Source organism: Streptomyces sp. NPDC055099, assembly GCF_053607685.1.
In genome coordinates this window covers 307,386-322,038 of the sequence record NZ_JBSGUA010000004.1, presented here as the reverse complement: position 1 = coordinate 322,038, position 14,653 = coordinate 307,386, and the positions used below count along the sequence as shown (strand labels likewise).

The 14,653-nt window shown below is 70.4% G+C and carries 10 protein-coding genes; 7 read left to right on the top strand and 3 right to left on the bottom strand.

Going from position 1 to position 14,653, the window contains the following annotated elements; translation table 11 throughout:
* Window positions 1–210: 210 nt before the first annotated feature.
* Complete coding sequence (locus tag ACWFRU_RS12835) at window positions 211–2,439, top strand: MMPL family transporter (protein WP_453686213.1); 2,229 nt, start codon at window positions 211–213, stop codon at window positions 2,437–2,439.
* 100 nt (window positions 2,440–2,539) lie between these two features.
* Here ACWFRU_RS12835 and ACWFRU_RS12830 read toward each other — a convergent pair whose 3' ends face one another.
* On the bottom strand, window positions 2,540–3,550 hold the full coding sequence (locus ACWFRU_RS12830; protein WP_453686211.1) for a DUF3048 domain-containing protein: 1,011 nt from the start codon (window positions 3,548–3,550) through the stop codon (window positions 2,540–2,542).
* A 182-nt stretch (window positions 3,551–3,732) separates the two neighbouring features.
* A complete protein-coding gene (locus ACWFRU_RS12825; RefSeq protein ID WP_453686209.1) occupies window positions 3,733–4,878 on the bottom strand; it encodes a S1 family peptidase in 1,146 nt (381 codons plus the stop codon).
* A 269-nt stretch (window positions 4,879–5,147) separates the two neighbouring features.
* Here ACWFRU_RS12825 and ACWFRU_RS12820 point away from each other — a divergent pair, with 269 nt between their 5' ends.
* The 6 genes from ACWFRU_RS12820 (at window position 5,148) to ACWFRU_RS12795 (ending at window position 13,784) form a co-directional block, all read left to right on the top strand.
* Window positions 5,148–7,382, top strand: coding sequence for an ATP-binding cassette domain-containing protein (locus ACWFRU_RS12820; protein WP_453686784.1), 2,235 nt, complete (start codon window positions 5,148–5,150; stop codon window positions 7,380–7,382).
* 61 nt (window positions 7,383–7,443) lie between these two features.
* Window positions 7,444–9,405 (top strand): M13 family metallopeptidase, encoded by a 1,962-nt coding sequence (locus ACWFRU_RS12815; RefSeq protein WP_453686207.1) that lies wholly within the window; start codon window positions 7,444–7,446, stop codon window positions 9,403–9,405.
* 276 nt (window positions 9,406–9,681) lie between these two features.
* Window positions 9,682–9,861, top strand: a complete 180-nt coding sequence (locus ACWFRU_RS12810; RefSeq protein ID WP_453686205.1) for a putative leader peptide — start codon at window positions 9,682–9,684, stop codon at window positions 9,859–9,861.
* 78 nt (window positions 9,862–9,939) lie between these two features.
* A complete protein-coding gene (locus ACWFRU_RS12805; protein ID WP_453686203.1) occupies window positions 9,940–11,214 on the top strand; it encodes an LLM class flavin-dependent oxidoreductase in 1,275 nt (424 codons plus the stop codon).
* An 18-nt stretch (window positions 11,215–11,232) separates the two neighbouring features.
* Window positions 11,233–12,642 carry an NtaA/DmoA family FMN-dependent monooxygenase gene (locus ACWFRU_RS12800; RefSeq protein ID WP_453686201.1) on the top strand — a complete coding sequence of 470 codons (1,410 nt, stop codon included), beginning with the start codon at window positions 11,233–11,235 and terminating at the stop codon, window positions 12,640–12,642.
* 14 nt (window positions 12,643–12,656) lie between these two features.
* Window positions 12,657–13,784, top strand: coding sequence for an LLM class flavin-dependent oxidoreductase (locus tag ACWFRU_RS12795; protein WP_453686199.1), 1,128 nt, complete (start codon window positions 12,657–12,659; stop codon window positions 13,782–13,784).
* Between the two features lie 33 nt (window positions 13,785–13,817).
* On the opposite strand, the gene ACWFRU_RS12790 is transcribed toward ACWFRU_RS12795, so the two are convergent.
* Window positions 13,818–14,519 carry a hypothetical protein gene (locus tag ACWFRU_RS12790; protein ID WP_453686197.1) on the bottom strand — a complete coding sequence of 234 codons (702 nt, stop codon included), beginning with the start codon at window positions 14,517–14,519 and terminating at the stop codon, window positions 13,818–13,820.
* Window positions 14,520–14,653 lie beyond the last annotated feature (134 nt).

The following is a 14,653-nucleotide window of genomic DNA, read 5'->3' as shown; positions in this document are numbered from 1 at the left end:
TACGGAGGCGAATCCTCCGGTGACCTGCGACTTGATGTGGGTCCTACACATCCTGATCACATCTCCTCCCCGAGGATGACCCGGCGTGCACGGCACTACAGCGCCCGTGGGCTGACAGTCCGACTCTGAGTCTGACTTCCGGGCCGCAAGGGGCCAGGACCATTGAAGGGAACTTGCTGACCTGCCGAAACCGACGGGAGCCCCTTCGCCGTGGCTACGTTCCTCTACAAACTGGGCCGACTCGCCTTCCGGCGACGCCGCTATGTGGCACTGATGTGGGTGGTGCTGCTGGCCGGCGTCGGCTTCGCCTCGGCCACCGCACCCGCACCGCCCGAAGACTCCTTCTCCATGCCGGGGACGGAGTCCCAGAAGGCCTTCGACCTCCTTGACGAGAAGTTCCCGGCGGCCAGCGCCGAGGGCGCCACCGCCCGCGTCGTCATCCGCGCCCCCGAGGGCGAGAAGCTGACCGAGGCCGGCCCCAAGGGCGACGTCGAGAAGCTGGTCAAGACCCTGGGCGCGGGCCCGCAGGTCAGCGAGGTCGCCGATCCCTTCAAGGCCAACGCCGTCAGCAAGGACGGCACCACCGCGTACGCGTCCGTCACGTACAAGGTGACCGCCACCGAGCTGACCGACAAGGCGCGCGACGCGCTCACCAAGGCCACCGACGACACCCGCAAGACGGGCTACACCGTCGAGACCGGCGGCGACGCCGTCATGGCGGAGCAGGAGATGGGCGGCACCGCCGAACTCATCGGCATCGCGGTCTCCGCCGTCGTCCTGATCATCACCTTCGGTTCGATGGTCGCCGCGGGCATGCCGCTCCTGACCGCCATCATCGGCGTGGGCATCGGCGTCTCCGGCATCGCGGCCCTCGGCAGCGTCCTGGACCTCTCCGCCACGACCTCCACGCTCGCGATGATGATCGGCCTCGCCGTCGGCATCGACTACGCGCTGTTCATCGTCTCGCGCTACCGGGCCGAAATCGCCGACGGCCGTGAACCCGAGGAGGCCGCGGGCCGCGCCACCGGCACCGCTGGTTCGGCCGTGGTGTTCGCCGGACTCACCGTCATCGTCGCGCTCTCCGGTCTCGCGATCGTCAACATCCCGATCCTCACCAAGATGGGTCTGGCCGCGGCCGGCACGGTCGCGATAGCCGTCCTCATCGCGCTCACCATGATCCCCGCGCTGCTCGGCTTCGCGGGCAAGAAGGTGCTGCGCCGCAAGGACCGCAAGAAGCCCGTGAGCGAACTGCGGGACGCGGACGCCAAGCCGAAGCTTGGCACGCGCTGGGCACGCTTCGTGCTGCGCCGCCCGATCCCGGTGCTGCTGCTCGCCGTGGTGGGCCTCGGTGTGGTCGCCGTACCGGCCACCAGCCTGGAACTCGGACTGCCGGACGAGGGCACGTCGGCGCCGGACACCACGCAGCGCAAGGCGTACGACATGCTGTCCGAGTCCTTCGGCGCCGGCTTCAACGGCCCGCTGATGGTCACGGTCGACACGGACAAGGACAAGGGCGCCGCCGCCGCGGCCGACACCGTCGGCAAGGAGATCGCCAAGATCGACGGCGTCGCCGCCGTCACTCCGGCCAACGGCAACAAGCCCGACGACACCGCGATCTTCAACGTCGTGCCGGACACCGGTCCGAGCGACCACGAGACCGAGGGCGTCGTCAAGGAGATCCGCTCGACGGTCGACGGTCTCGGGGACAAGACGGGCTCGGAGGTCCTGGTCACCGGCGCGACCGCCATGACCATCGACTTCTCGCAGACCCTGGACGACGCGCTCCTGCCCTACCTGGGACTCGTCGTCGGCCTGGCCTTCCTGCTCCTGATGCTGGTCTTCCGCTCGGTCCTCGTACCGCTCAAGGCCGCGCTCGGCTTCCTGCTCTCGGTGGCCGCCGCGCTCGGCGCCGTCGTCGCGGTCTTCCAGTGGGGCTGGCTCGCGGACATCGTCGGCGTGGACCAGCCGGGCCCGATCATGAGCATGATGCCGATCTTCATGATCGGCGTGGTCTTCGGTCTGGCCATGGACTACGAGGTGTTCCTCGTGACGCGCATGCGTGAGGCGTACGTCCACGGGGCGCGCTCCGGCGAGGCCGTCGTCACCGGCTTCACGCACGGCGGACGGGTCGTCGCCGCCGCGGCGGTCATCATGATCAGCGTCTTCTCCGGCTTCATCATGGAGAACGACGACATGATCAAGATGATGGGCTTCGGTCTGGCCATCGCCGTCCTCTTCGACGCCTTCGTCGTCCGCATGGCGATCGTCCCGGCCGTGCTCGCCCTCCTGGGCAACAAGGCGTGGTGGCTGCCGAAGTGGCTCGACCGCGCGCTGCCGAACGTCGACGTGGAGGGCGAGAAGCTGCACAAGCAGCTCGGCGACTTCCCCACGGCGCGCGAGGGCGACCAGGACCGGGAGCTGGAGTCCGTACGCGGCTGAGCACCTGACGCTCCGAGGTGAGTACGCACGTCGGCCCGGTGACCGATCACGGTCACCGGGCCGACGCCTGTCCGGGGCGGGGGCGACCGGACGGCGGGGATCAGCGGTCCGCGAAGACCATCCAGACCTGCCCGCGGGCGAAGGGCATCCGCTGTCCGTTGGAGAGCGTGAAGGTGGTGCCGCCCTCGGGGCTCGTCCGCTTCCAGTGGGTCTGGTACGCCTTGCCGTCGCGCAGGACGGTCGCCCTGCCGCTGCCGACCGTCTTGATGTAGGGCGTCGCCGCTCCGTTGACGTCCTTGTAGCGCGACGGGGGCATGCTCACGCGCTGGATGACGATGGTCCGCGCGCCCAGCTGCGCCCCCGAGCTGCTGCGGGCCGGGACCCCGTCGAAGGACGCGAGCCAGCGGCGCTCGTCGGGCGACCAGCTGAAGGTGTGGCTGGCCGAGGCGTAGCGGACGGTGCGGGCCGCGGTGCGGGAGCCGCCGGCCGGGGCGGGTCCGAAGCGGAAGCCGATGTCGGTGGCGTGGTCGGCCTTGGGGGCCGAGCGCAGCACGGCCTCGGGGCGGACGAAGAGGTTGTGCGGGGCGGGGCGGTCGCCGTCGCGGAAGTAGGCGCCGGGGAGGCGGCCGTGCGGGCGGGTGTAGAGCGGGGACTGCCGGAGCATCTTGTTGAGCGAGCTGCGCACCCCCGAGTAGGCGAGGGCCGGGCGGCCGAACTGCCGCAGCAGTTCGACGTCGGACTCCCGGGCACTGCGCACCGGACCGACTGCCTGGGGGAGGCGGCTGGAGTACACCCCCATCAGCCGGCTCATGCCGCCCTCGACCTTCTCCACGTAGACGATGTCCGCCAGTGCGAGGCCGGTGTGCGGCCTGGCCATGCGCGCGTTGTCGAACTTCACCGCGAGCACCGGGCCCTGCTGGGCCCGCATGCCGGTGAAGGGCGACCTGTCTGGACCCGGGGCCCCGTCGTTCGCCGGGGCGCTCTCCTGCGCGGCTCCCATGGTGAGCGCGCCCACGGCCACCGTGGCCAGGAGCCGCGTGCCGACGCGGGCGCGGCGGCGGGCCCCGCTCCCTGATCCGGCCCGATCCAAACGAGAGGCCCTTGCTGTCATCGCGGTTCTCCGTCCGTCCCCGAACGCGCGGTTCCGGGACCAGTTCGTTCCTGGCAGTGGCAGCCGCAGTCCTTCCTCCGGGGTGGGTGCGGTGAACCCGGTTAGGGCCATCCAGCCGCCAGGACTCACCGCAGCGGCGTACGCGCCGGACCCTCCCGCGGGCCCGGCGCGGTCCGCCGCCGTCAGGCGGTGTGCAGGGTCAGGCCGTAGCGCCCGAGGATCTCGTTGATGGGCTGGTGCCAGGTCTCACCGCCGCCGCTGCAGTTGCCCCAGCCGCCGGAGGTGACGCCCTGGGCCTGGTCGCCGCTGATGAACGAGCCGCCGGAGTCGCCCGGTTCGGCGCACACGCTCGTCTTGGTCATCTGGTGGACGGCGCCCTGGCTGTAGTTGACGGTCTCGTTCTTGGCGAGGACGGTGCCGCAGTGCCAGTGCGTGGTGGAGCCGGAGCGGCAGACCGACGCTCCGATGGGCGCTTCCGCCGAGCCGCGGACGAGCCGGTCGGAGACGGTGCCCCAGCCGAGCACCACCGGGACGGTCCACCAGCCGTTGCCGACGCTCACGTACGCGTAGTCGTTGCCGGGGAACGAGGAGCCCTGGAAGCTGCCGATGTTCGAGCCGTCCCAGCCGCGCACGCCGGCTCCCGTCTGCCCGCAGTGGCCCGCGGTGACGAACCCTCCGTGCACCGAGAAGCCGATGGAACAGCGGACGTTGCCGGTGTAGTAGGGGTCACCGCCGACGGTGCCCGCCGCGAACGTGGTCGGCGCCTTGCCGACCGTCTCGACCTGGACGGGGCCCGCCTTCCGGGCCCGGTCGACGAACCGCCGGACATCGTTGTCGTTCTTCTGAGCAGCGACGACGTTCACCACGACGTTGTTGCTGCGCGGCGCCACGTGCCAGCTGCTGACGCCCTTGGGTGCGTTTAGTGCGTCGATGCGCTTCTTGGCGGCGTCCAGTTCCTTCGCGCTGTGGCGGACCACGCGGACGGCTGCGCCGGTCTCGCGCAGGGCGTCGGCCTTCTTCGCGCTGGTGGTGGCGACGGTGAGCTTCGCGGTGTCCGCGTCGTACCAGGAGCCCGCGTAGGTGGAGCCGGCCGCGCGCTGCGCCGCGCGGTCGACGCGGGTCGCGGTCTTCTCGGCGGCGAGGCGTTCGCGCGCCTGGCCCGCGGTGAGTCCGAGGTCGTCCTGGAGGGCGCTGAGCATGCCCGCCGAGGCTGGGGGAGGAGTGGGGGCGGGGGCGGCGCCGGCGGTGGAGGTGAGCGAGGCGCTTGCCCAGGTGCCGATCAGGAGCAGGGAGGAGACGGCGATGCGTGCTCCGGTTCTGCGTCTCATGGCAGTGCCCTTTCTGTCGTTCCGTCGAGGTGGGGAGGAACAGGGTGATGAGAGCGCTCTCACGATGAGTTCAGGCGGAGCATAAGAGCGACTCGACGGTCATGTCCATACCAACTGAGCGCTCTGGGGCGGCAATTGGGCCCGGAAACCGACGTCGGAGAAATATTGGGTACGGTGTACGCATGCGACTGGGTACGGTGTACGCTTTTCCTTCCGCCCGTTCAGGCCAAGGAGCATCAGTGACGGTCATCCCCGCCGACAGCCACCACGTGATTCAGGTGCGAGGCGCCCGCGAGAACAACTTGCGGAACGTCTCGCTCGACATCCCCAAGCGGCGGCTCACCGTCTTCACCGGAGTCTCGGGCTCCGGGAAGTCCTCGCTCGTCTTCGGCACCATCGCCGCCGAGTCGCAGCGGCTGATCAACGAGACGTACACCGCGTTCGTCCAGTCGTTCATGCCGAGCCAGAGCCGCCCCGACGTGGACAGCCTGCGCAATCTCAGCGCGGCGATCGTCGTCGACCAGGAGCGGATGGGCGCCAACTCGCGTTCCACGGTGGGCACAGCCACCGACGCGTACACCATGCTCAGGATCATTTTCAGCCGCCTCGGTCACCCGCACATCGGGACGTCGGGCGCCTTCAGCTTCAATCTGCCCGAAGGCATGTGCCCGCAGTGTGAGGGCACCGGCGAGGCCTCCACCGTCGACGTGGACCAGCTCGTGAACCGCGATCTGTCGCTGAACGAGGGCGCGATCACCGTCCCCTACTACGCGGTGGACTCCTGGAGCTGGCAGATCATGGTCAACTCCGGCTTCCACGACCCCGACAAGAAGCTCAGGGACTTCACCGAGCAGGAGTGGGCCGACCTCCTGCACAAGACCCCGGTCAAGGTGAAGGTCGGCTCGAACGGCTTCACGTACGAGGGCCTGGTGGCCAAGATGCAGCGGACCTGGCTCGCCAAGGACCGCGACTCCCTCCAGCCCCACATCAAGGCCTTCGTCGACCGGGCCGTGGTCTTCGCCCGCTGCCCGCTCTGCGAGGGCACGAGGCTGACCGCGGACGCCTTGTCGTCCAGGATCGACGGCCTGAACATCGCCGACTGCTCGGCGATGCAGATCAGCGATCTGGCCGCGTTCGTACGCGGCCTCGACGACCCCGCGGTCGCGCCGCTGATCACGGGCCTGCGCGAACTGCTCGAATCCCTTGTCGAGATCGGACTCGGCTATCTCAGCCTGGACCGCACCTCGGGCTCGCTCTCCGGCGGCGAGGCGCAGCGCGTGAAGATGGTCCGCCACCTCGGCTCCAGCATCACCGATGTGACGTACGTCTTCGACGAGCCGACCATCGGACTGCACCCGCACGACATCCGGCGCATGAACGACCTGCTGCTCCGGCTGCGGGACAAGGGCAACACGGTGCTCGTGGTGGAGCACAAGCCCGAGGTCATCGCCATCGCCGACCATGTGGTGGACCTCGGCCCCGGCGCCGGTACGGCGGGCGGCGAGATCTGCTTCACCGGCGACGTGGCCGGGCTGCGCGCCTCCGGCACGCTCACCGGACGGCACCTGGAGCACCGGGCCCGGCTGCGCGAGCAGGTGCGGGTGCCCAAGGGGCAGCTCTCCATCAAGGGCGCCGACCGGCACAACCTCAAGGACGTCGAGGTCGACATCCCGCTCGGGGTGCTCGCCGTGGTCACCGGGGTCGCCGGGTCCGGCAAGAGCTCGCTGATCCACGGCTATCTCTCCGGGCAGGAGGGCGTGGTGGTGGCCGACCAGTCGCCGATACGCGGCTCACGCCGCTCGAACCCGGCGACCTACACCGGGCTGCTCGGCCCGATCCGCACCGCCTTCGCCAAGGCCAACGGCGTCAAGGCCGCCCTGTTCAGCGCCAACTCCGAGGGCGCCTGCCCGAAGTGCAACGGCATCGGTCTGATCTACACCGACCTGGCGATGATGGCCGGGGTGGCGTCCGTGTGCGAGAAGTGCGAGGGGGAGCGGTTCACGGCCGAGGTCCTCACCTACCGGCTGCGCGGCAAGAACATCAGCGAGGTCCTCGGCATGTCCGTCGCCGAGGCGCACGACTTCTTCCCCTCCGGCCAGGCACACACCATCCTCGGCCGCCTCAGCGATGTCGGGCTCGGCTATCTGCGGCTCGGCCAGCCGCTCAACACCCTCTCCGGCGGCGAGCGCCAGCGCCTCAAACTCGCCATCCACATGGCCGAGAAGTCCTCGACGTACGTCCTGGACGAGCCGACGACCGGGCTGCACCTGGCCGACGTGGACAAGCTGCTCGCCCTGCTCGACCGGCTCGTCGACGACGGCAACTCGGTGGTCGTCATCGAGCACCACCAGGCGGTGATGGCGCACGCGGACTGGATCATCGACCTGGGCCCCGGCGGCGGTCACGACGGCGGCCAAGTGGTGTTCACCGGCACGCCCGCGGCCCTCGTGTCCGAGGGGGAGACCGTGACGGCGCGGCATCTGCGGGAGTACGTCGCGGGATGAGGCCGGTCCGGTGGTGACCGGCCGATCGTGCTCGGGCCCCGTGTCCGCGTAGGGTGCGTGAATGAGCATGCTGGATGACGCCCACGCGGGCATGAACCCCGAGATCCGGCCGCAGGACGACCTGTTCGGCCACGTCAACGGTCACTGGCTGGAGAACGAGCCGATCCCCGAAGATCGCTCCAGCTGGGGCCCCTTTGTGCAGTTGGTCGACACGGCCGAGGAACAAGTCAAGGTGATCATCCAGGAGCTCGCGTCGGCCGCGACGGCCGGCGCCGTCCCGGATGACGCGCGCAAGATCGCCACGCTGTACGCGTCCTTCATGGACGAGGAGACGATCGCTGCCCGCGGGCTGGCCCCGGCCCAGCCCCTGATCGACGAGGTCGAGGGGCTGCGGGACACCCGTGAGCTCGCGGCGTTCCTCGGCCGTTTCGAGCGGATCGGCGGCTCCGGTCTCTTCGGCTCCTACGTCGACTCGGACGACCGCGACTCCGACCGCTACCTCTTCAACATCGTTCAGGGCGGCCTCGGCCTGCCCGACGAGTCGTACTACCGCGAAGAGAAGTTCGCCGAGATCCGTGAGAAGTACGTCGCCTACCTCACCGAGCTGCTCACGCTGGGGCAGCACGCCGCGCCCGCCGAGGCCGCGCAGACGGTCCTCGCCCTGGAGACCCGGCTCGCCGGCGGTCACTGGGAGCGGGCCGAGACGCGTGACGTGCAGAAGACCTACAACCTCCTCACCCTGCACGAACTGATCACCCTGGCGCCGCACTTCGACTGGCGCGGTTATGTCGAGGGGCTCGGTGGCTCGGAGGCGACCATCGCCGAGACGTGCGTCCGCCAGCCGTCCTATCTCCGTCACCTGTCCGCGGTCCTCGACGAGGTGCCGATCGAGCAGTGGCGCGACTGGGCGCTGGTCCGGGTGCTGCGCTCCTGCGCGCCCTATCTCACGGACGCGTTCGTGCGGAACAACTTCGAGTTCTACGGCCGCACCCTCAACGGCACCCCGGAGCTGCGCGCCCGGTGGAAGCGGGCAGTCGCCTTCGTCGAGGGCTGCATCGGCGAGGCGGTCGGCAAGGAGTACGTGGCGCGGCACTTCCCGCCGAGCTCCAAGGCGATGATGGACGACCTCGTCGCCAACCTCCTGGAGGCCTACCGCCAGTCGATCGCCCGGCTCGACTGGATGACGGACGAGACGAAGGAGCGCGCGTACGAGAAGCTCGCCACCTTCCGTCCCAAGATCGGCTACCCCGACACCTTCCGCGACTACTCGGCCCTCCAGGTGTCCGCGGACGACCTGCTCGGCAACGCGCAGGCGGCGGACGCCTTCGAGTCCGACCGGCAGCTCGCGAAGATCGGCGCCCCGGTCGACCGCGACGAGTGGTTCATGCTGCCGCAGACCGTCAACGCCTACTACAACCCGGGCACCAACGAGATCTGCTTCCCCGCGGGCATCCTGCAGAAGCCGTTCTTCTCGCCCGACGCCGATCCCGCCGAGAACTACGGCGGCATCGGCTCGGTCATCGGCCACGAGATCGGCCACGGCTTCGACGACCAGGGCGCCCAGTACGACGGCGCGGGCAACCTCAACGACTGGTGGACCGCGGCCGACAAGACCGCGTTCGAGGCGAAGTCGAAGGCGCTGGTCAAGCAGTACGACGCGTTCTCGCCCCGCAACCTCCCCGGCGAGTTCGTCAACGGCTCGCTGACGGTGGGCGAGAACATCGGCGACCTGGGCGGCCTGACCATCGGGCACACGGCGTACAAGATCGCGCTCAACGGCGATCCGATGCCCACGAAGGACGGCCTGACCGGCACCCAGCGGCTGTTCATGAACTGGGCCTACTGCTGGCGCACCAAGCGCCGCAAGGAGCAGGAGCAGCAGTACCTCACCATCGACCCGCACTCGCCGCCGGAGTTCCGGGCCAACATCGTCCGTAACCTCGACGAGTTCCACGAGGCGTTCGGGACGAGGGAAGGCGACGGTCTCTGGCTGGACCCGGCGGACCGCGTCAGGATCTGGTGATCTTTGGGACGGCCGCGGCAGCCCGGCCGCGGCACTTCGGCCGCGGCCGTCCCGGTCCGTCGACCGCATCGGCGTGGGGCCGGAACAGATGGAGCGGCCCGGCGGTTGTGTCTGACGAAGGCGGACGCCGAACGGCGGCGCGTGCGGTGCTGCGGGCCTCGCCATGGTCCACGGGCATTGCGTGCGGCTGCGCCCTCACGTAGCGTCCGAGCAGGTTCCAGCGCGAGACCGGTGAGGCCACAGGCCCGCCGAGCCGGAAGGGAGGAGGTGACGGTCGTGCCACTGCTGCCGCCCGTGCCTCCGCTGACGTCTGTGCCCCTGCTGGCGTCCGTGTCACTGCCGGCTCCCGTGCCCGGTCCGCGCGTCCTGGTGATCGCCCCGAGCCGCCAGGTGCATCTGTACTCCCGGCACCACATCGACCTGCAGCGTGTCGCCGGCGCGCTCTGTCGTTCCTGACCCGTCACCCGCCGCCGCGCACCCTCGGAGCCGAGGGGCCGGCGTTCTCGTACGGTCGTTCAGGAAGGCACCCCTCTCGTGTCGTCATCACCTTCATCCCCTCTGCCCTCTTCCCGTCTGAGCTCTCCCGCTCCCTCGGCTTCTTCCGACGCGCTGCACCTCGCCGTCGCGCTCGACGGGGCGGGCTGGCACCCGGCCGCCTGGCGTGAACCGGTGTCCCGCCCAAGGGAGTTGTTCACTGCCCGGTACTGGGCCGAGCTGGTCACGGAGGCCGAACGCGGCCTCCTCGACTTCGTGACCATCGAGGACGGCCTCGGCCCGCAGTCCTCGCACCTCACCGAACCCGACGCGCGTACCGATCAAGTCCGCGGCAGGCTCGACGCCGTTCTCATCGCCGCCCGCGTCGCCCCGCTGACCCGCCACATCGGTCTGGTGCCGACGGTGGTGGCCACGCACACGGAGCCCTTCCACATATCCAAGGCGATCGCCACGCTCGACTACGTGAGCACGGGCCGCGCGGGCCTGCGCGTGCAGGTGTCGGCGCGCCGGAACGAGGCCGCGCACTTCGGACGCCGCACGTTTCCCGCCTTCGGCATCGAGGACCTCGAACGGCCGGACGTAAGGGAGTTGACCGCCGATCTCTTCGACGAGGCGGCCGACCACATCGAGGCGGTGCGCCGCCTCTGGGACAGCTGGGAGGACGACGCGGAGATCCGGGACGTCGCCACCGGCCGCTTCATCGATCGCGACAAGCTGCACTACGTCGACTTCGAGGGCAAGCACTTCAGCGTCAGGGGCCCCTCGATCACGCCCAGGCCGCCGCAGGGCCAGCCGGTCGTCAGCGCGCTCGCCCACGAGTCCCCGACCCACGCGCCGTTCCGGCTGCTCGGCCGCTCGGCCGACATCGGATACGTCACTCCGCGCGACGCCGGGCACGCACGCGCCGTCGTCAGCGCGGTCCGCGGCGAACAGGACGCCGCCGGGCGTGCCGACGAGCCCCTGCACCTCTTCGGTGACCTGGTCGTGTTCCTCGACGACGACGCGGGCGCCGCCTCGGATCGCCGCGAGCGGCTGGACTCCCTCGCGGGTCACCCGTACAGCAGTGACGCGCAGGTGTTCACCGGCACGCCCGCCCAACTGGCCGATGTGCTGGTCGAGTTGGGGCAGTCCGGGTTCACCGGATTCCGGCTGCGTCCCGCCGTCGTCGGCCACGACCTCCCGGCGATCACCCAGGGCCTGGTGCCCGAGCTGCAGCGGCGCGGCGCCTTCAGGCGCGCGTACGAAGCCGACACGCTGCGCGGCCTGCTCGGCCTCGCCCGCCCCGCGAGCCGCTACGCGGCCGCCACCGCCTGAGCCGGAAGGACCCCCGCCATGAGCAAATCACCGGACAAGCCGCTCAAGCAGATCCACCTCGCGGCACACTTCCCCGGCGTCAACAACACCACCGTATGGAGCGACCCCGAGGCCGGCAGTCACATCGAGTTCAGCTCCTTCGCGCACTTCGCGCGGACCGCCGAGCGCGCCAAGTTCGACTTCCTGTTCCTCGCCGAGGGGCTGCGACTGCGTGAACAGGGCGGAAAAATATACGACTTGGACGTCGTCGGCAGGCCCGACACCTTCACCGTCCTCGGCGCGCTCGCCGCCGTCACCGAACACCTCGGCCTGACCGGCACCATCAACTCCACCTTCAACGAGCCCTATGAGGTGGCGCGCCAGTTCGCCAGTCTCGACCATCTCTCGGGCGGACGCGCCGCGTGGAACGTCGTGACCTCCTGGGACGCCTTCACCGGCGAGAACTTCCGCCGCGGCGGATTCCTCCCGCAGGAGGAGCGCTACTCCAGGGCCAAGGAGTTCCTGGCCACGGCTAACGAGCTCTTCGACTCCTGGCGCGGGGACGAGATCGTCGCCGACCAGGCCACCGGCACCTTCCTGCGCGACGCCCGGGCGGGCGCCTTCGTCCACCAGGGGCAACACTTCGACATCCAGGGACAGTTCAACGTTCCGCGCAGCCCTCAGGGGCGGCCGGTCATCTTCCAGGCGGGGGACTCGGAGGAGGGGCGGGAGTTCGCGGCCTCCGGCGCGGACGCGATCTTCAGCCGGTACAGCACGCTCAAGGAAGGGCAGGCGTTCTACACCGACGTCAAGGGACGCCTCGCCCGTCACGGCCGCACCCACGACCAGCTGCTCATCCTGCCCGCCGCGACCTTCGTCCTCGGGGACACGGACGCCGAGGCGGAGGAACTCTCCCGGGAGGTGCGGCGCCTCCAGGTCAGCGGCGCCACCGCCATCAAGCACCTGGAATTCGTCTGGAACCGCGACCTCGCCGCCTACGACCCGGACGGCCCGCTGCCCGACATCGACCCGGACCCCGGCGAGCACACCATCGCCCGCGGCCGGGCCCAGGTGCGGATGTACCGCGACCCGCTGGCCACCGCCCGGGAATGGCGTGAGCTCGCCGCCGCGAACAACTGGTCCATCCGCGACCTGGTCATCGAGACCGGCAACCGCCAGTCCTTCGTCGGCTCCCCGGCCACCGTCGCCGAGACGATCAATTCCTTCGTCCAGGCCGACGCCGCCGACGGCTTCATCCTCGTCCCGCACCTCACCCCCGGTGGTCTCGACGCCTTCGCCGACACCGTGGTCCCGCTGCTCCAGGAGCGCGGCGTCTTCCGCACGGAGTACGAGGGCACCACCCTGCGCGACCACCTGGGCCTGGCCCACCCCGATGCGGCTGCGGACGCGGGCGCACCCGAGCCCGTGCCCGCGTCGGCCGGCCACTGAGGAGGACCACACCCATGTCACAGATCCCTCTCGGCGTCCTGGACCTGGTTCCGGTCTCGTCCGGCTCCACCGCGACAGAGGCGCTGCACCACTCCATCGACCTGGCCCGGCGGACCGAGCAACTCGGGTACGCCCGTTACTGGTTCGCCGAGCACCACCTCAACCCGGGCGTGGCGGGCACCTCACCCGCGGTGGTCCTCGCCCTCACCGCCGCCGCGACCTCCACCATCCGGCTCGGGGCAGGCGCCGTACAGCTCGGGCACCGCACCGCGCTCTCCACCGTCGAGGAGTTCGGCCTGATCGACGCGCTGCACCCCGGGCGCCTCGACCTCGGGCTCGGCCGCTCCGGCGGCAAGCCCCCCGCGACGCCCGCCGCCGCGCCGCCGACCGCGACCCCCGTCGTCGACGGCCGCGCCCCCAATGGTCTGCGGATCCCGGCGCGCTTCTCCTACGAGCATCTGCTCGGTTCGCCCCGCGTCGCCCTCCAGCGCAAGCTGCTCCAGCAGCCGCACGCCCAGGCGCAGGACTACGGCGAGCAGGTCGACGACATCCTCGCCCTGCTCGCGGGAACGTACCGCTCGAACGACGGCGTCGAAGCGCACGTCGTCCCCGGCGAGGGCGCCGACATCCAGGTGTGGATCCTGGGCAGCAGCGGCGGCCAGAGCGCCGACGTGGCGGGCCGGTGCGGGCTGCCCTTCGCCGCGAACTACCACGTCAGCCCGGGCACGGTGCTCGAAGCGGCGGAAGGCTACCGCGCCGCGTTCACACCCTCCGACGTCCTGGACAAGCCCTACGTCAGCGTCTCCGCCGACGTGGTCGTCGCTCAGGACGACGAAACCGCCCGCGAACTCGCCGCGGGCTACGCCCCCTGGGTCCGCAGCATCCGCACGGCCGAGGGCGCCATCCCGTACCCCACACCGGAGGAGGCGCGCGCGCACGTATGGACCGACGCGGACCGCGCCTTGGTCGAGGACCGCACCGAAAGCCAGTTCACCGGCTCCCCGGGCCGCGTCGCCGACCTCCTGGAACAACTCCAGGAAGCCACCGGCGCCGACGAGTTGCTCATCACGACCATCACCCACGGCCACGCCGATCGGGTGCGCTCCTACGAACTGCTCGCCGAGGAGTGGCGGCGCAGGTAGCCCGTCCGATCCGTCCGTCGCGGAGGGTTGGGATCAGGCGATGGGCCAGCAGTTGTACGCGTTGTAGTTGGTCCCGTTGCAGCCGAACCACTTGCCGTACAGACAGGGGCCGATGTCGTGCCAGCCGCCGTGACAGCAGGCCAGGCAGGTGTAGCCCCCGTACCCGTCGCTCACGCAGGCCGAACTGCCGTCCACGCACTGGGCCTGGGCCCGGGGCGTGGCATCGGGTGGCGTGTCCTGCGGGGAGACGCCCCAGGTGAGGGGAGGCGCGGCCGGGCTCTGGACTCCCGGGCCGCGCACTCCTGGGGCCGCCGCTGCCGGGCCGTGCGGCCTGGGGTGCTGGGGAGGCCGTGGCGGGGTCTGCGGGCCCGGCGGAGGGGGCTGGGTGTGAGCCGGGGTTCCGCACGGCGAGGGCGCGGGTGCGGCGCCGGCGCGCGCGTAGTGGGCGAGCAGCGTGGCCAGTACCGCGTGTTCGGGGGAGTCGGACTCCTTGAGGGTGAGCTGGACGAGGCTGTGCGTGTGGTCGTCGCAGGGGACCTGGCGCAACAGCTCCACCCGGTCGATGAGGCCGACGGGGATGGTCGTCCAGTCCTGGCACGTCGTACCGGGAGCGAACTGGACGCTGTCCGCGCCGTCCTCGGATTTCTTGACCATCCCGATGAGGGCGGGTTGCTCGCGGACCGTGTCCGACGCGAGTGCCTGCAGGAATTCCGTACCGCTGAACGACCTGGGCATGTGTCTCCTCTCGGCACGCCGTGCAGGCGCGCCAGTCGATGCCAACGAGGTTCGCCTGATCGTCGGAAGCGGCACAACAGAGGCGGAGGTGATCAATCCGGATAGGTGAACTCGACCTGTGAGCGGGGGCGTTG